Here is a 17403-nt window from a genome sequence, read left to right as displayed (position 1 = left end):
AGTCAACGTTGTGGTAAGGACATCATGTAGGGGGTTTGGGTCGTGAAAAGAGTCATCGTGCTCGGTGCGCAGGTGCCATTTATCAGGGGCGGGGCAGAGTTTCTCAATGAGGAGCTAGTCCGTCAGATCAATCTGTGGGGTAAGCAACGCCAGGTCGTCGCCGAGCTGGTGCAGCTGCCGTATCGTTGGTACCCCGAAACGGAAATCCTTTCCTCCACATTGGCGTGGCGTTTATTGGATCTGAATGAAAGTAACGGGCAGAAGATCGACCTGTGCATTTGTACCAAGTTTCCAACATATGCTGCCTCGCATGCGAACAAGACGCTGTGGCTGGTGCATCAGCACAGGGTACTTTACGATCTGGAGCGCACCCGTTTTGATTTCCCCCATCTGAACTCCCGGGATGTGGCGTTGCGCGACGCCTTGCGCGTTTCAGACACGCAACTGTTGTCGGACATCGAATCGCGCTACACCATCTCGCAGACCGTGACCGAGAGGCTTCAACAGTTCAATGGTCTTTCTTCGCAGGTTCTATACCCTCCATCCAAACTGGCCCCGTTGATCACATCTGGTGACTACGGCGATTATATTTTGTGCATCGGTCGACTCGAGTCGATGAAGCGGCCCGACTTGCTGATTCGCGCAGCGACACATGTGCCAAAAGCCAAAATCGTCATAGCGGGCACAGGAGCCAGTGATTACGCGCTCTCCCTGGCACCGCTGGTGCATGAGCTGGGGTTGCAGGACAGGGTGGAACTGACGGGTTTTGTCGAGGATGAGAAACTGCTCGCGTTGATCGCGGGTTGCAGGGCCGTTTTCTACTCTCCCGTTGACGAAGACTACGGATTCGCAACCCTGGAGGCATTTGCGGCGCATAAGCCTGTCATCACTGTGGACGACAGCGGCGAAGTCGGAAGGATCGTAAAAGCCACCGGAAGTGGGTGGGTCACCGGTCCCACGGCAGAGGAAATCGCGCAGAGTATCGGGGATTGCTACGCAAGAACCGGTGCGCAACTACGCGCGCTTGCCGATGAAGGATACCGACTCAGCACCTCGATTACATGGGATCGCGTGATACGCGAGCTCGTGGAGGAAAGGATTTGAACACGCGTTTCCGCATTGCCATGGTCGGGCCACTACCCCCCGAGCATTCCGGTATTGCCGAGTATTCAGCCGGGCTGGTGGAACTGCTGCGCGCGCGCGGCATGCAGGTCGACACAGTGGTCCGCGGTGACGTGGAACGCATGGGAGTCCAGAAGGTTGTCGATGGGCTGCTTGAAGCGGATGCCGTTGTCTACCAGATGGGAAATCATCCCGCCTTTCATGGGTGGATGCTTCCACTAATGGCATGTGTTCCCGGCGTTGTTCATCTGCATGATCTGGTGCTGCACCACATGGTGGCGGGTGTCCTGAGTGACGAGGCGCTGCTCGGTGACGGGTATGCGCGGGTGCTGGAACAATGGCATTCCGCTGTTGAAGTGAAGAACGCAACGCTTGCACTGCGCTATGGCTCTCCGATCTGGGGCCGAGACGACATCGTGCATTACCCGCTTCATCAGGTGGCGACGAAATTCGCACTCGAGGTGGTCGTGCATTCCCGATACGCGGCCGAAAGGGTTGCCAAGGAGTTTCCGTGGCTGCCTGTTACGGTCATCCCCCAGCTCTATCCTGTCGCCGCGCGGCATCGGGTGCGTGATCGTCTCAGCACCATTGCGGTGATGGGCGGTGGGCAGGTGAATCGCAGGTTCGACTGGATCGTTGAGGCGTTGCTGCAGGTCGCCCCCGAGTTGACTCACCCGCTTTCTCTCGAGATAGCCGGTGTGGTCGAACCTGCCGTGCAGCTACAGCTGGAACGGCTTTCGGGTTTGCAGAACGTGCGGCTGGTCAATCATGGTCGCATCGACGACGAGCAATTTCGCAGTGTGTTCGAGCGCGCCGACCTGATGATCGCGCTTCGCCAGCCAACCATGGGCGAAGCATCCGCGGTGGTGTCAAAGGCGTTGCAGGCGGGCCTGCCTGTCGTGGTATCGGATCAGGGCTGGTACGCAGAACTGCCGTCCTGCGTCAGGAAAGTGCCCCCCACTTCCGAATGTCCAGAGGTTCTTGGCAGTCTGTTGCGGCACTTTGCACTGGATTCGGCAGCGTACTCGCGTTGGGCAGAAGAATGTGGAGATCAGGCGAGTCGCCCGGAGCTTGACCCATACGGTGCTACCGACCGCTATGTGAAGCTGTTGAAATCCAACCGTGTCTTTTCCGATTTCAGGGATCGCGTCGCCGAGGCCTTGGTCGATCTCAAGATCGACCTTGATTCTCCGCTGTCGGGCGAAGTTCAGAGAATCGATGTCCGCAGTACGCTGCGTGGTGACCGGTGGGTCGATTCTGCGCTCAAGGCCTTATCCGAGCGCCAGGTCGACGCGCACGGACAAATGGTCTTCGCCACGGTCGAGCCGTACCCTTATACTGAGGCCTTGCCGGTCGAAGCATGCCAGGGAGGGGCGGCACTGATCGAAACCGATCTTGGCGTGGCGGAGCCCTCCAGCGAGGTCACCGTAAGGCTGATGCTGAACAATACCAGCGGGTTCCCGTGGCTCAGTCCGCCCGGCCACTCGGTGATGCCGTTCGGCATTTACATCGGATACTACTGGCGCTCCGTTGTTGCACCGCTGCAGCAAGTGGAGCAGCCGCGCCAATGGATCGACGAGCCAATCGAGCCAGCTTCGTGTCGCGAACAGGTCATCTCGCTTCGCGTGCCAGATGCAGTTGGTGAGTATGAATTGGAAATCGATCTCGTCCAGGAATCTGTTTGCTGGTTCAAAAGTCGGGGGTTTGTACCAGCCCGGCTGCTCGTACGTGTAGAAGCCACTCAATCATGAGGGCACATTCATCCAACCCAGGTCCTAACGCATGAAATCTTTTGTGAAAACCCCCGTCTCTTTGGGCACTGTCGCCATCCTGGCGACTGTCATCACTCTTGCTGGTTGCTCCAAGTCGCCTGAGGCAGACCAGCCGGCCACCTCGGCACCTCAACAGACTGCTACGGCGTCCGAAGCCCCCGGTATGACGACCCCCTTGACGCAGGAGCAGGTAGGGGCTCGCTATGCCATCGTTTCGGACCCTGTGGTCGCCAATAATGGCGAGTTGATACGAACCGTTGTGTCGGTCACCAATGCTGGCAAGGAAACGCTGAGTTCGAAGGGCACCTTGCCGGTCAACCTTGCAATCTCTCTGGTAGACAGTTCCGGCGCTGTATCGGCGAAGGATTTCGTACGTGCTCCGCTTCCAGCTGATGGGATCCCTGCGGGTGCCTCCGCCGAGGTGATCGCCGAGGTGCCCGCCCAGGCAGTGGTCGGAAAGAGCCTGCGATTTGGGCTGGTACAAGAAGGCGTCGCCTGGTTCAGCGATTTCAAGATCGAGCCGCTCGACTACGGCCCGTTCACCAGCTGCGCCGATCAGGGCAAGCAGACGATATGCGGTGCGGGTGGAAAGCCGCTGTCAACGCGTTGAGCTGCACCGTGCATCGGGCACAGCCCGATCCTGCATCGGCTCAAAGCCGGAACCAATACGTAAATAAGAGAATGTGTTAATGAAAACTGCGTTAATTACTGGAATCTCGGGTCAAGACGGCGCTTACCTGGCAGAACTGCTGTTGGACAAGGGCTACCGCGTATTTGGCACGTATCGTCGTACCAGTTCGGTCAATTTCTGGCGGATCGAAGAGCTTGGAATTGCAGCCCACCCGAACCTCAATCTGATCGAATACGATCTGACGGATCTAGGGTCGAGCATCCGTATGCTTGAAAGCACCGGAGCCACCGAGGTCTACAATCTGGCGGCCCAGAGCTTTGTGGGCGTGTCTTTCGATCAGCCGACCACAACGGCGCAGATCACCGGTATCGGTCCTGTCCACCTGCTGGAGGCGATCCGTCAGGTGAACCGGGATATCCGCTTCTACCAGGCCTCGACGTCGGAGATGTTCGGCAAGGTGCAGGCGGTCCCGCAGATCGAAAGCACGCCGTTCTATCCGCGCAGCCCCTACGGCGTCGCCAAGCTCTATGCGCACTGGATGACGGTGAACTACCGCGAGAGTTACGACATCTTTGGTTGCAGCGGCATCCTCTTCAACCACGAAAGTCCATTGCGTGGACGTGAATTCGTGACGCGCAAGATCACCGACTCGGTGGCCAAGATCAAGCTCGGCCTGCTGGACTGCATGGAGTTGGGCAACCTGGACGCCAAACGTGACTGGGGCTTTGCGCGCGAGTATGTGGAAGGTATGTGGCGGATGCTGCAGGCCGAGGAGCCGGATACTTTCGTGCTCGCAACCAATCGCACCGAGACCGTGCGCGATTTCGTCAGCATGGCGTTCAAGGGCGCGGGCATCCACGTCGAGTTCCGTGGAAAGGACGCTGAAGAGACTGCGGTGGACACTGCCACCGGCAAGGTGGTCATGCGCATCAACCCGAAGTTCCACCGCCCTGCAGAAGTGGAGCTGCTGATCGGCGATCCCGAAAAGGCGGCCCGCATCCTCGGCTGGAAGCCTGAGACCACGCTGGAGCAGCTGTGCCAGATGATGGTCGAGGCCGATCTGAAGAGGAACGAGCGTGGCTTCTCATTCTGACCTGGCGGGCAAGCGGGTTCTGATCAGCGGAGCGTCCGGGTTCACCGGGCGCTACATGACCCAGCAGCTCAAGGAACAGGGCTGCACGGTCATTGGCGTTGGGACGCGTTCGGACGCTGCCGGCACGGGCAGCACCGACGAGTTCTGGCCGATGGATCTGCGCGACGCTGCCGACGTCGCCCGCGCCGTTGCGCAGGCCCAAGCCGACTACGTTGTGCATCTGGCGGCAGTGGCCTTTGTCGGTCATGGGGATGCAGACGATTTTTACCGCGTCAATCTGCTCGGCACGCGTAACCTGCTGCAGGCGCTGGCCGCAAGCCAACACCGCCCGGAGAGGGTGCTGATCGCGAGCAGTGCCAATGTCTACGGCAATGCAACCGAAGGCGTGATCGACGAGTCGGTCACGCCCGCGCCCGCGAACGACTACGCGGTGAGCAAGCTCGCCATGGAGTATGTCGCCAGCTTGTGGCGCGAGCGCCTGCCCCTGGTGATTGCCCGCCCCTTCAACTATACCGGGGTCGGTCAGGCGACCAACTTCCTGATCCCCAAGATCGTTTCCCATTTCGCATCGCGTGCCTCTTCGATCGAGTTGGGCAACACCGAAGTGTGGCGCGATTTCGGTGATGTCAGATCGGTCGTGCTGGCTTACCGCAAGCTCCTGCAGGCGCCTGCAGCCGAGGGGCAGACCGTCAATGTGTGTTCGGGCGTCGCCAATTCGCTAGGGGACATCATCAGGATCTGCTCGAAGATCACCGGCCACGACATCGACGTCCAGGTGAATCCCGCGTTCGTTCGGCAGAATGAAGTCAGGAAGTTGCTTGGCAGCAATGCCAGATTGCAGAAGCTGATCGGCGATTGGCAGAGTCTTGCGTTGGAGGACACGCTGCGCTGGATGCTTGAAGCTGCGAGCACTGAGCAGTGAGAGCAATCCAAGGGCATCATTGAGAGCAATCGAGCTTCGGCTGGAACTCAGCCGAAGCTCGCTTTGCGGATGCTTGGTGTTTTTGTTCAGCGTTATCGTGAAGGCGCACCGGCATTCGCAAGAAACCGCGCCAAGTTAAAGGAGCGAGGAACGCGCCGGCGTTGGTGCTTCCCTGCCGGCTTATCTGCCGCAATCGGACTTGCAAATTTCAAGACTGGTCAGCCCGAAGGCAAGCAACCGCTGGTCCGCTGACATGCCTACCTGCGCGGGAGAGACCGGTACCTCGTAGTTCAGAACAAGATGCACCACTTCACCAGGCTGGTGGGTCGTGACAGGAACCCGTAGTTCCAGCGGCGCTGCTTGCGCTGCAGTGACACGGGTGTCGAGCGCTTGAACGCCGTTGACCGTGGCACGGATGCGCAGCGCTTGCTGGGGACCGGGCAGAAACGGGTTGCCGCGCAGAATCACCGTTGTCTTGCCGACTGTCGTTGAGTTGACACGGTAGCGCAGCGATGAGCTTTGGCCTTCCGACCAGACACCCCATGCCTCGTCGGACGACCAGCCTTGCGTGAGCAAGCTGCGGAGCGTGGGGAGCGTAATGCTGGTATCTGCCGCGGGCTCGGTGACCACGGTGTCCTTGGCAGCATCGGCGCTTGCAGGCTTTGCACCACCTGGCAGACGGAAGACCACAACAGCGCCATCTTCGCGCGTCATCGCCGGCGGCGCGCCAATGGCCTGTGTCCATTCAGCAATGACCTGCGCTCCTTGGTCGGCATAGCCGCGCTTGTCTATGTAGACAGCGTCGAAGCCGAAGCGGCTGATTGCCTGGAGCTGTGCTGCGGCGGGTTGGGTTTCCAGATTCCGGTAGAACAGGTCGCCCTCACGGCCCTTCATGCCTGCGTAGCTCCACTTCAGGTGCTGCGAGTGGACGAATCCCACCGCAAGGTCATATGCGTGCAGGGCATTCTTGGGCGGCACCTCCGGAAACGGCATGTAGGGCAACTGGTAAACCGCTGCACCGACAGGCAAGGCAGCTTCAATGCTGCGGATGAAACGCTTGTCCTGCTCGTACGCAGTGCGCGCGCTGGATTGACACGGGCCGCACACGGCCGAGGTCTGGTCCCAGATGCCGAAGACCAGCATGCCGGCGGCAGCGATCGAGGCGATGGTCATGCGGTACCGACGCCCCACCTTGTCGGACAGCATCTGCACGGCGATGGCCACCGCAGCCAGCGTGCTGAACGTGATGAAGATGCTGGCCCGATTCCAGCCGCGGATGGAGGGCGATACAACGTGCGCGAAGAGTGAGCCAAGCCCACCGATGGTCATGAATGCCAGAAGGACCCCAGAGAGAATCGCCAGTAGGGCAATGCGTTCTTCATTGCGCCGCTCGGACAGGCGCGCGAACGCGACCAGCGCCAGGATGGCAAGACCGAAGGAACCGATCAGGCCCAGGGAGGCAGTCGTGTTCTCGTTGATCAACGGTGTGCTGGCCATGTAGCTGGCCGTCACATTGGCTAGCTTCGGTAGCCTGTGGTCGGGCCGCGGCAGGATCAACTGCATCAACTTCACGCCGTAGATCTCGGACTCTGCCGGCGCGCGGGCAGCGACTTCCGGGTTGTGGCCGTTGATCCGTTCATTGATCACGTTGGGTGCAACATTTGCCAACGTGCCAAGCGCGAGGAAGAAAATGACGGGTGCTGCGAGGCGGGTGATGGAGACCCAGTTCTTCTGGAACAGCGCCATGAGGCACGCTGTTCCAATCAGGATCAGGCCGAATACCGTGTAGTAAACGCCGAAACAGCTCAGGACCAGGTACAGCGCAGCAAGCGCGATCTTGCGCGTGGGCCGGGCGCTCCAGAAATCCAGCGATGCGTCGGCGCGTGCAATCCGGATCGCAAGCATGAAGTAGATCGGGATGCCGAAATACCAGGTGTAGAAGATGTGCTGCAACCGCAGGAAATGGAACGGTGCCAGCGTAAAGAGCATGGCAGTGGTAAAGGACAGCGAACGACCGACGCGCAGCCAGCGCATCACCCAATATGCGGTCAGAAAGTTCGCGGCAAAGCCCAGCAGGAAGAACAGATTGAGTGCCGCGGCACTGCTGCCAGTCAGCATGCCGGCAAGCTTCAGGAACAGGAAGCTGCCGGAATCTGCTCCGGGATAATCCAGGAAGGATGAGCCGAATGGGAATCCGCTCCTGGCGTTTTCGAAGATCCATCCTTCCATTGCTCGCTGCGTCAGCCAGAGGCTACTCAAAGCGTCGCCGCTATACGAGAGTGGGTAATCCAGTACAGGCAACAGGCCCGCCCGCCAGCCGACAAGCAGGACGCTGCCTGCCACTACGGACAGAACGGCGCCTAACAGCATCGGCAGCCATTCGGCCTTGATAAGTGGGCGGGCCGGCGTCGTAGAAGGAAGTAGGGTGCTCATGTAATCCACAGTTCAAGAATGGATGCGCTGCGCCATCTGGGGCTGCAGGCAGGCGTGAGGTGGGGTGACATTCTGGGCCGTGTCTGGCTCAGCCCTGGGGGGAGTCAGGCTTGGGAGCCTGCAACAACAACTTGCTCAGGATGAACGACACGGGCAGCGTGACAACGATGGAGATCAGGGGACCGACCGCCGCCGGCACGCCCAGATGCCCGACGCTGAGTTTCAGCGCCAAGGCCCCAAGTGCGTAGGTCACCAGATAGATGAGCGGAAACGCCGCAAACTTCAACCAACTATGTTCAGCACGAAAGACATAACGGGTGTTGATCAGGTAACTGAGCAAGATGCCTGCACAGAAACTCGCAAGATAAGCCCACTGATAATGCATAAAGCGAAGGAGCACCCAGTACAGCACCAGGGTCAGGCCCGTGTTGAGTGCTCCGCCCAGCAGGAAGCGCAGTGCTACGGAGACCAATGGCCGATGCCGCCGAAGCAGGGTATCGGCCTGTGGGGACTCATCCGCCCGCATTCGCCAGACTCTTGAAGGACGCGTAATCGCGGATGTACTCATCGGTGTCGTAGGGCTCGGACGCAAACACCAGCAGCACGGCGTCTTTGGAATACTTGTACTGCGTGCCCCAGATCATCGGCGGCAGATGGATGCCCTGGTTCGGCGAGTTAAGTTCGACATCGATGCGGCGGGAACCATCGTCAGCCAGGACCCTGACCGAGCCCGATACGCAAATGAGAAACTGATGACAGCGCTTGTGCGCATGCTCGCCACGGGTTTCCTGTGTAGGTACGCCGTAGACAAGAAAGTACCGCCGCGCATTGAAGGGCAGGAAGCTGTCGAAGTCGCCGACCGACAGGGACCCGCGCATGTCGGCAAAGCTGGGCATCTGGTAAAGCTTGACGCCGGGAACGACAGTATCGGTGATGCCCTGGCCGGCGGGCAGTGGAGCCGTCTTGCTCGCATCCTTGTCGGACACGTAACCCACGATGCGCGCAGGATTGCCAACCACGATCGCATTGGGCGGTACCGAGCGCGTGACCACCGCACCAGCGCCGATCATCGCGCCACTGCCGATGGTGGTGCCGGCCAGAATGGTCGCGTTGGCGCCAATCGAAGCGCCCGATTCCACGACGGTGCCGAGGAACTTCTCGGGATACACCCGGCTGCGTGGGAACAGGTCGTTGGTGAAGGTGGCGTTGGGGCCTACGAAGACATCGTCGCCCAGGCGCACTCCGTCCCACAGTTGTACGCCGCACTTGATGGTCACACGATCGCCGACCACAACATCGGATTCAATGAATACGCCGTCGCAGATGTTGCAGTCGCGACCGAGGCGGGCACCGGGCAGCACGTGGGCAAATGCCCAGACGCGGGTGTCCTCGCCGATGGTGTCGCTTTCGCAAAGGGCATTGGGATGCACGAAATGACTCACAGGTTATCCTTTTCGAAGTTTTCAACCGACTGCATGATCGACAGCGGGCGTGCCTTGGTATTTTCGAACGCATGCCAGGCGTAGGTACCCACGATACCCAGGCCCAATGAATTGAGAGCGCCGAAAAAGAGAATGGTCAGGATGGTCAGGGTATAGCCTGGCACTGCGACAAGTCCGGAAAACTTTGCTGCCAGCACCAGCGCACCGAGCAGCGCGGTAAAGGCCAGCGCAATCAGGCCCAGCGCCGTCAGCATGCGGACCGGCAGGTCGGTGAAAGCAAAGACGCTGTCGGATAGATATCGCAGTTTCTTGCTCAAGGTCCAGGCGCTCTTGCCGTGCTGCCGCTCGCGCCGCTGATAGCTGACAAATTCGCGCTTGCCGCCCAGCCAGAATAGTTGCGCAAGCAGGCTGGAGTGGGCTTCGTTCAACAGCAACAGCCGTTCGAGGAAGCCACGGCTGACAGCGAAGATATCCACGCCACCCTTGGGAATGTCCTTGATGACCATCCGTCGGTAGGTCGCCCAAAACAAGGTCGACGCCAGCTTCGAGGCAGCCGGATCGCTGCGTGCTTCGCGCACGCCAAAGGCCACGTCGTAGCGTGCGCTTGCATAGCGCTGCCAGAAGTCGATCACCAGCGTGGGGGGTTCCTGAAGATCGGCGGCCATGACCGCCGTCAGCTCCCCGGAGCTGAGCTGTAGCCCGGTACGGATTGCCGGAAATGCGCCGAAGTTGCGGGTCAGCGTTGCGAGTTGCGAACGGAACGCGCAGCCAGGCAACTTTTCCCGCAGCAAGGCATAGCTACGGTCAGGGCTGCCGTCCACCACGAAAACCGCTTCGAAATCCCCATTCACGCTCCGTGCGATGAAGTCGATGGCCTGTAGCAGGTCGTCGATCGAACCCTCATTGCGATAGATCGGGACAACGAGGCTGAGGGAGGGTGGCTGCACGTCGCTCAGAACCGGTTGCATGCATCGATGACCTGGTCGACTTCTTCGTCGGTCAGCTCCGGGAAGCAAGGCAGCGTCATCACGCACGCCGCATCGGCTTCCGTGTTCGGTAGCGCCACCGACTCAAAAGCGCCCTCATGGCAGGGCTGGCGATGGTCACACAGCGGGTAGTGGACGTCGGTCTGCACACCGGCCGCTTGTAGATGGGCGCGCAGTGCCTCACGCTCGTCGCAGCGCACCACGTACAAGTGGGCCACATTGTCTGCCCCCACCACGCCAGCTGCTGCAATCTTCGGATTGGACAGCCCCCGGGCATAGCGGTTGGCTATGTCGCGTCGGCGTTGGTTCCAGCCATCCAGCAGCGCGAGCATATGCCGTAGCATTGCGGCCTGCAGCTCGTCCAGGCGGCTATTGCGACCGCCGCGCAGACTGTTGGTGTACTTGGCCGTCCAACCATACTGGCGCAGCTGTGCCGCACGGGTGGCCAAGGCATCATCGCTGGTCACGATGGCACCGCCATCGCCCAGGGCGCCCAGATTCTTGGTCGGGTAGAAACTGAAGGACGAAATATCGCCGAAGCTGCCCGCGCGGCGGCCATTGCGTTCTGCGCCATGCGCCTGCGCGCAATCCTCTACCACTTTGATGCCGCGTGCCTGACAGAGCGCGACGATGGCCTCGATATCGGCCAACTGTCCGTACAGGTGGGTCACGATCACGGCCTTGGGGGTTGTACCACCCGCCAGCGCAGCCTCTAGCGCGGTCACGGACATTAGTCCCGTGCCTGCACCTGTATCGACAAAAATGGGCGTCGCGCCACACGCCAGAACGGCGCTGGTACCGTACATGGCAGCATTGGCCACCACCGCAACCTTGTCACCTTGGCCTACGCCCAGCGCCTTCAAGGAGAGCTCAAGGGCGTCGGTGCCGTTGGCTACGCTGACGCAGTAAGCGGCGCCACAATAGCCCGCGAACTCCTGCTCAAAGGCCTTTACGTTCGGGCCGAGGACGTAGTAGCCGCTGGCGATGATGCTGCCGGCGATCTGGGACAGCGTGTCCTGCAAGGGAGCGATGTGGCGGGATAGCGAGTTAACAGGAATCAGAGCGTCCATGGGATCCGCAGAGTTTGAGTAGATGTGCAAGTTGGAATGACGTGCCGCCTAGTGTTGAGGCACCGTTGTACTGAAATCTTTGAACGAGACGATGCCGTCTGGTTCCAGGTGGCTACCGGGTTGGATTTCTAACAGTTCTGGTGGAACGTTGTCTGGGTCCTTCAAGCTGCGGTTAGCGCAATGCCCATGAACGAAAGTACGCCGCTGTTAAAAAGTACTCTCCCGAAGCGATGCAGGCCTCAGCTGTCGCCAGATCCGGCTTTCCCACTTCTCCACAAAGCGGTTATAGGCACAGGGACGAAATCAAAGGCGTCATTGTAGATTGGTCTGAAATTATAGCGACACGTTCTACCACGACGGATCATTTGTGCGCTGCTGCCGCTCGACCGCATCTGGATCGTTCAAGAAAAACCGCGTAGTCCGAAAGAATACGCGGGGTGCTTGCCCGGCTCAGTTCAGCGCTTGTTCCAGCTCCGGAAGCAGGGTGAACAGATCCCCCACCAGCCCGATATCGGCAATCTCGAAGATCGGTGACTCCGGGTCCTTGTTGATCGCCACGATCGTGCCGGCGTCCTTGATGCCGGTCAGATGCTGGATGGCGCCGCTGATGCCGATCGCCACATATAGCTCGGGGGCGATGATCTTGCCGGTCTGGCCGACCTGCAACTCGTTGGGCACGTAGCCGGCGTCCACGGCGGCACGCGAGGCGCCCACGGCGGCGCCGAGCTTGTCGGCCAGGCTGTAGATGTGCTGGAAGTTCTCGGCCGAGCCGACGCCGCGGCCGCCGGAGACCACGCGCTTGGCGCTCTGCAGGTCGGGGCGGTCGGAGCTGCCTGCGGCCAGGCCGATGAAGCGGGTGTGGGTCGGCAGCGCGGCATCCACAGCGACGGACTCGATCGTTGCGCTGCCACCGGCTGCCGCTTCCGGCCACGAGGCGCTGCGCACTGTTGCCACCACGATCTGGTCGGCCGGTGCCTTCACCGTGATGATCGCGTTGCCGGCGTAGATCGGGCGCTTGAAGGTGTAGGCGTCTTCGACCGCCATCAGGTCGGAGACCTGGTTGACACCCAGCAGCGCGGCCACCACCGGCATCAGGTCCTTGCCGAAGGTGGTCGAGGGGCCGAACACGTGGGTGTAGCCCTGGCCGGCGAGCTGGGCGATCTGCGGCCCCAGTACCTGCGCGATGGCATGTTCGTTGGCGGCGTTTGCCACTGTCAGCACGCGGGCAACACCCGCTAGCTGCGCGGCCTGCGTCGCAACCGCGGCAGGGTCGGCCGCCAGCACGACGACGTCGATGGACTCGGCCGACACGGCGAGCGCGGCGCTCAGGGTCTTGGCGGTGGCCGCGTTGAGCTGGCCGTTGAGATGTTCGGCAACGATGAGAACCTTGGCCATTACAGCAACCCCTTCTGCTTGAGTGCGGCCACCAGTTCGGCGGCATCCTTGACCATCACCCCGCGGCTACGCTTGGACGGCGGCGCATAGTGGGTGGTGCTGAGGCTGTCGTGCGCAGCGACGCCAAGATCGGCAAAGGCCAGTGTTTCCAGCGGCTTGCTCTTGGCTTTCATGATGTCCGGCAGCTTGATGAAGCGCGGCTCGTTCAGGCGCAGATCGGTGGTGATCACCGCCGGCAGGTCCACTTCCAGCGTTTCCAGGCCTGCGTCCACCTCGCGGGTCACCGTGGCCTTGCCGTCGGCGACCACCAGCTTGCCGGCGAAGGTCGCCTGTGGGCGCCCCCACAGCGTAGCGAGCATCTGACCGGTCTGGTTGGCGTCGTCGTCGATCGCCTGCTTGCCCAGGATGACCAGGTCCGGCTGTTCCTTTTCGACCAGCTTGAGCAGGGTGCGCGCGGCGGTCAGCGGCTGGATCGCCGCGTCGGTGACCACGTGGATAGCGCGGTTGGCGCCCATGGCCAGGCCGTTGCGCAGATGCGCCGCAGCATCGGCCGGCGCCAGGGTGGCGACCACCACCTCGGTGGCGATGCCGGCGTCGCGCAGGCGCAACGCCTCTTCCAGGGCGATTTCGTCGAACGGGTTCGGTGAGAGCTTGACGCCGTCGGTGACCACACCGGAGCCATCGGGCTTGACCTGAATGCGGACGTTGTAGTCCACCACGCGCTTGTAGGCGACGAGGATTTTCATCGTGTACGAGATCCTTCAGCTATTGCGGGAAGGCCCGGCCGCGGCGGCAGGCTCGGGAGTGCCGTCATTCTAACCGGGCCGGATGCACCATGCGATGGCGTATGGATGTTGCGGCGCAATAGCCCTGAGCATGGTTTGGGGGCAATGCTTAGGCCCGGTATTGCTCTGACCGTATATCCTGTGTGGTTTGAAAACGCGGCGCCGTGCGTGCGCGACCAGGAGGGGTAGACAGTGGCGACTTGGCTAGTAACCGGCGGGGCCGGATTTATCGGCGGAAATTTTGTTCTTGAGGCGGTCGCGCGCGGAATCCGCGTGATCAATCTGGACGCGCTCACCTATGCGGGGAACCTGAACACGCTGGCGTCGCTGGAAAGCAATGCCGACCACGTCTTCGTCAAGGGCGACATCGGCGACGGCGCGCTCGTGACCCGTCTGCTGCAGGAACATCAGCCGGACGCAGTGCTGAACTTCGCTGCCGAAAGCCATGTGGATCGCTCGATCGAAGGCCCCGGCGCGTTCATCCAGACCAACGTGGTCGGCACCCTGGCCTTGCTCGAGGCCGTGCGCGATTACTGGAAAGCGCTGCCGGATGCGCGTCGCGAGGCCTTTCGGTTCCTGCATGTGTCCACCGACGAGGTCTATGGCACGCTGGGCGAGACCGGCAAGTTCACCGAAACTACGCCGTATGCGCCCAATTCTCCGTACTCGGCGTCCAAGGCGGCCTCCGATCACCTGGTGCGCGCGTTCCACCACACCTACGGGCTGCCGGTGCTGACCACCAACTGCTCCAACAACTATGGCCCCTACCATTTCCCGGAAAAGCTCATTCCGCTGGTGATCGCCAAGGCGCTGGCCGGCGAGCCGTTGCCGGTGTACGGCGATGGCAAGCAGGTGCGCGACTGGTTGTTCGTCAGCGACCACTGCGAGGCGATCCGCACCGTGCTGGCCAAGGGCCAGGTCGGCGAGACCTACAATGTGGGCGGCAACTCCGAGCGCCAGAACATCGAGGTCGTGCAGGCGATCTGTGCGCTGCTGGATCAGCATCGCCCGCGTGCGGATGGCAAGCCGCGTGCGAGCCAGATCACCCATGTCACCGACCGCCCCGGACACGACCGTCGTTATGCGATCGACGCCTCCAAGTTGAAGAGCGAATTGGGGTGGGAGCCGGCGTATACCTTCGAGCAAGGCATCGCGCAGACGGTGGAGTGGTACCTGACCAACCAGGCCTGGGTGCAGGGCGTGCTGGATGGCAGCTACCGGCTGGAACGGATCGGCGCCGCGGCCTGACGCGAGCCCTTAGGTAATAGCCCGCGCATGCATGCGTGTGCGGGCCTCAACAGGACACCCTGATGACACAACGTAAAGGCATCATTCTGGCGGGCGGCTCCGGCACGCGCCTGTACCCGATCACCAAGGGCGTCAGCAAGCAGCTGTTGCCGGTATACGACAAGCCGATGATCTACTACCCGCTGAGCGTGCTGATGCTCGCGGGTATCCGCGACATCCTGATCATCAACACCCCACACGAGCAGGCGCTGTTCCAGTCGCTGCTGGGCGATGGTTCCCAGTGGGGCGTCAATATCCAGTATGCCGTGCAGCCCAGCCCTGACGGGCTGGCGCAGGCCTATCTGATCGGTCGCGAGTTCGTCGACGGCAAGCCGAGTTGCCTGGTGTTGGGCGACAATATCTTCCATGGGCATGGCCTGACCGACACCCTGCGCCGCGCCGATGCGCGTGAGCAGGGTGCCACCGTCTTCGGTTACTGGGTCAACGATCCCGAGCGCTACGGCGTTGCCGAATTCGATCAGCAAGGCAAGGTCATCGACATTGCCGAAAAGCCGGAAAAGCCTCGTTCCAATTACGCGGTCACCGGCTTGTATTTCTATGACGGCAAGGCCAGCGACTACGCGGCTGCCTTGAAGCCCTCGCCGCGCGGCGAGCTGGAGATCACCGATCTCAATCGTTGCTATCTCGAAGCCGGCAACCTGCACCTGGAGCCACTGGGGCGTGGGTATGCATGGCTGGATACCGGCACGCACCAGTCATTGCATGAAGCAGCCAATTTCATCGAGACCATCCAGATGCGCCAGGGTCTGCAGGTGTGCTGCCCGGAAGAAATCGCATTTGGTCAGGGCTGGATCGATGCCGAGCAGCTGGAGCGTCTGGCGGCGCCGTTGCTGAAGAATGACTATGGCAAGTATTTGACTGCATTAGCCAAGCGTGGGGTTGTCCATTGAAAGTGATCGAAACGACGTTGCCTGGCTGCGTCGTCATCGAGCCTGCAGTCTTCGGCGATGAGCGCGGTCAGTTCTTCGAAACATGGAATACAGAGCGCTTTGGGCGGCATGGCCTGCCGAAGAGTTTTGTGCAAAGTAATGTCTCCACGTCCGCCAGGGGCGTGCTACGCGGTCTGCATTACCAGTGGCCTCGGCCACAGGGCAAACTGGTGAGCGTGCTTGAAGGCGAGGTATACGACGTTGCGGTGGATATCCGCGCTGGGTCTCCTCACTTCGGGCGTTGGACCGCCATTTTACTGAGCGCAGAGAACCGACGCCAGGTCTGGATACCCGAAGGCTTTGCACACGGCTTCGCAGTGCTTTCAGAGAAAGCATTGTTCAGTTATCTGTGCACCGACGTGTACGTCAAGGAAGCGGATGCAGGCGTGCGTTGGGACGATGCGGCGATCGGGATCGATTGGCCGATCAGCGATCCATTGTTGTCCGCCAAGGATGCCAGGGCGCCGTTCCTGGATGAAGTGCCCGTTGATCGACTGCCGGTGTATATGCCGTGACCACGTTGGTGTTTGGTGCGAACGGGCAGGTCGGGACGGAACTGCTGCGCGCCTTGGCAGCCAATGGCTCGGTGCGGGCAACAACGCGCAGCGGCCAGCTGCCTGATGGCAGCGTGTGCGAGACGGCAGATTTTGACGCACCGCAAACGCTGACTGCCTTGCTGGACCGGGTTTCCCCGTCGCATGTGGTCAATGCGGCCGCCTATACCGCAGTGGATCGCGCCGAGCAGGATCGCGCCGGCGCCGTGCGCGCAAACGCCACCTCGCCTGGCGTCATCGCCGCATGGTGCGCATCCCGCAACGTACCGCTGGTGCACTACTCGACCGACTACGTCTTCGACGGTCGAGGCAGCGCACCATATACGGAAGACGCGCCGACCTCGCCGCTGGGTGTGTATGGCGAAACCAAGCTTGCTGGTGAGGAGGCCATCCGTGCTTCCGGCGCGCAGCATCTGATCCTGCGCACGGCATGGGTATACGCCTCGCATGGCGCGAATTTCCTGCGCACGATGTTGCGTGTCGGTGCCGAGCGCGAGGAGCTGCGTGTGGTGGCCGACCAGGTTGGAACACCGACGCCTGCGACCCTGATCGCCGATGTCACCGCGCAGTTGCTGCGTCAACGCAGACCCGACACTTCGGGCACATGGCATCTCACGGCTGCAGGGCAGACCAGCTGGCATGGCTTTGCCGAGGCGATCTTCCAGGAAGCGGTCAGCGCAGGCTTGCTGTCGCGCGCACCGCGTGTGGTGCCGATCCCCACCGTAGACTACCCGACGCCCGCACAGCGGCCGGCGTATTCGCGGCTGTCGATCGACAAACTGCAGCGCGATTTCGACATCGTGTTGCCGGACTGGCGAGTCGGCCTGCAGCGCGTGGTTGCCGAAATCGCCGCTGCCAGACAGTAAATCCGCGATCCCGGTCAGTGGCGATATTTCCGCCGACGCATTCAAGCCGCAAACGCAAACAGCCGGGAATCCCCGGCTGTTTGCTTATGCACTAC

Annotated in this window: 16 protein-coding genes; 9 read left to right on the top strand and 7 right to left on the bottom strand. The window is 61.2% G+C overall.

The genetic code is table 11. The features are described 5' to 3' along the window. The first annotated feature begins 42 nt into the window (after positions 1-42). The 5 genes from LL972_RS01065 (at position 43) to LL972_RS01045 (ending at position 5540) form a co-directional block, all read left to right on the top strand. Positions 43-1104, top strand: coding sequence for a glycosyltransferase family 4 protein (locus LL972_RS01065; RefSeq protein ID WP_228326047.1), 1062 nt, complete (start codon positions 43-45; stop codon positions 1102-1104). Between the two features lie 20 nt (positions 1105-1124). Next, on the top strand, positions 1125-2873 hold the full coding sequence (locus tag LL972_RS01060; RefSeq protein WP_228326178.1) for a glycosyltransferase: 1749 nt from the start codon (positions 1125-1127) through the stop codon (positions 2871-2873). A 31-nt stretch (positions 2874-2904) separates the two neighbouring features. After that, a complete protein-coding gene (locus tag LL972_RS01055) occupies positions 2905-3504 on the top strand; it encodes a glycosyltransferase (protein ID WP_228326046.1) in 600 nt (199 codons plus the stop codon). A 79-nt stretch (positions 3505-3583) separates the two neighbouring features. Beyond that, positions 3584-4618 (top strand): GDP-mannose 4,6-dehydratase, encoded by a 1035-nt coding sequence (gene gmd, locus LL972_RS01050; RefSeq protein ID WP_228326045.1) that lies wholly within the window; start codon positions 3584-3586, stop codon positions 4616-4618. After that, positions 4602-5540: an NAD-dependent epimerase/dehydratase family protein gene (locus tag LL972_RS01045; RefSeq protein ID WP_228326044.1), complete on the top strand. Its 939-nt coding sequence runs from the start codon at positions 4602-4604 to the stop codon at positions 5538-5540. The genes gmd and LL972_RS01045 overlap by 17 nt, the downstream gene beginning before the upstream one ends. Positions 5541-5720: 180 nt before the next feature. Here LL972_RS01045 and LL972_RS01040 read toward each other — a convergent pair whose 3' ends face one another. From LL972_RS01040 to LL972_RS01010, 7 genes are all read right to left on the bottom strand, one after another. Then, positions 5721-7973 (bottom strand): sugar translocase, encoded by a 2253-nt coding sequence (locus LL972_RS01040; protein ID WP_228326043.1) that lies wholly within the window; start codon positions 7971-7973, stop codon positions 5721-5723. A gap of 88 nt (positions 7974-8061) precedes the next feature. After that, the gene (locus LL972_RS01035) at positions 8062-8499 is read right to left on the bottom strand and encodes a GtrA family protein (RefSeq protein WP_228326042.1); all 438 of its coding nucleotides are present in this window, start codon (positions 8497-8499) and stop codon (positions 8062-8064) included. Beyond that, complete coding sequence (locus tag LL972_RS21665) at positions 8486-9415, bottom strand: WxcM-like domain-containing protein (protein WP_228326041.1); 930 nt, start codon at positions 9413-9415, stop codon at positions 8486-8488. Before LL972_RS21665 ends, LL972_RS01035 begins: the two co-directional genes overlap by 14 nt. Continuing rightward, complete coding sequence (locus tag LL972_RS01025; RefSeq protein ID WP_228326040.1) at positions 9412-10383, bottom strand: glycosyltransferase family 2 protein; 972 nt, start codon at positions 10381-10383, stop codon at positions 9412-9414. The genes LL972_RS21665 and LL972_RS01025 overlap by 4 nt, the downstream gene beginning before the upstream one ends. Continuing rightward, entirely contained in the window at positions 10368-11471 is a 1104-nt protein-coding gene (locus LL972_RS01020; RefSeq protein ID WP_228326039.1) for a DegT/DnrJ/EryC1/StrS family aminotransferase, read from the bottom strand. The genes LL972_RS01025 and LL972_RS01020 overlap by 16 nt, the downstream gene beginning before the upstream one ends. Positions 11472-11921: 450 nt before the next feature. Then, entirely contained in the window at positions 11922-12866 is a 945-nt protein-coding gene (locus tag LL972_RS01015) for an electron transfer flavoprotein subunit alpha/FixB family protein (RefSeq protein WP_228326038.1), read from the bottom strand. Then, positions 12866-13612, bottom strand: coding sequence for an electron transfer flavoprotein subunit beta/FixA family protein (locus LL972_RS01010; protein ID WP_104649390.1), 747 nt, complete (start codon positions 13610-13612; stop codon positions 12866-12868). Before LL972_RS01010 ends, LL972_RS01015 begins: the two co-directional genes overlap by 1 nt. Before the next feature lie 231 nt (positions 13613-13843). On the opposite strand from LL972_RS01010, the gene rfbB reads away from it, so the two are divergent. From rfbB to rfbD, 4 genes are all read left to right on the top strand, one after another. After that, entirely contained in the window at positions 13844-14899 is a 1056-nt protein-coding gene (rfbB, locus tag LL972_RS01005; RefSeq protein WP_228326037.1) for a dTDP-glucose 4,6-dehydratase, read from the top strand. Positions 14900-14961: 62 nt separating this feature from the next. After that, positions 14962-15849 carry a glucose-1-phosphate thymidylyltransferase RfbA gene (rfbA, locus tag LL972_RS01000; protein ID WP_228326036.1) on the top strand — a complete coding sequence of 296 codons (888 nt, stop codon included), beginning with the start codon at positions 14962-14964 and terminating at the stop codon, positions 15847-15849. Beyond that, on the top strand, positions 15846-16403 hold the full coding sequence (gene rfbC, locus LL972_RS00995; protein ID WP_228326035.1) for a dTDP-4-dehydrorhamnose 3,5-epimerase: 558 nt from the start codon (positions 15846-15848) through the stop codon (positions 16401-16403). The genes rfbA and rfbC overlap by 4 nt, the downstream gene beginning before the upstream one ends. After that, the gene (gene rfbD / locus LL972_RS00990; RefSeq protein ID WP_228326034.1) at positions 16400-17308 is read left to right on the top strand and encodes a dTDP-4-dehydrorhamnose reductase; all 909 of its coding nucleotides are present in this window, start codon (positions 16400-16402) and stop codon (positions 17306-17308) included. The genes rfbC and rfbD overlap by 4 nt, the downstream gene beginning before the upstream one ends. The last annotated feature ends 95 nt before the right edge of the window (positions 17309-17403 follow it).

It is taken from the genome of Xanthomonas campestris pv. asclepiadis, from assembly GCF_020784175.1.
Classification (GTDB): Bacteria; Pseudomonadota; Gammaproteobacteria; order Xanthomonadales; family Xanthomonadaceae; genus Xanthomonas; species Xanthomonas campestris_D.
Note: the sequence above shows the minus strand (reverse complement) of the source record. Positions and strands in the feature narration are given on the sequence as shown.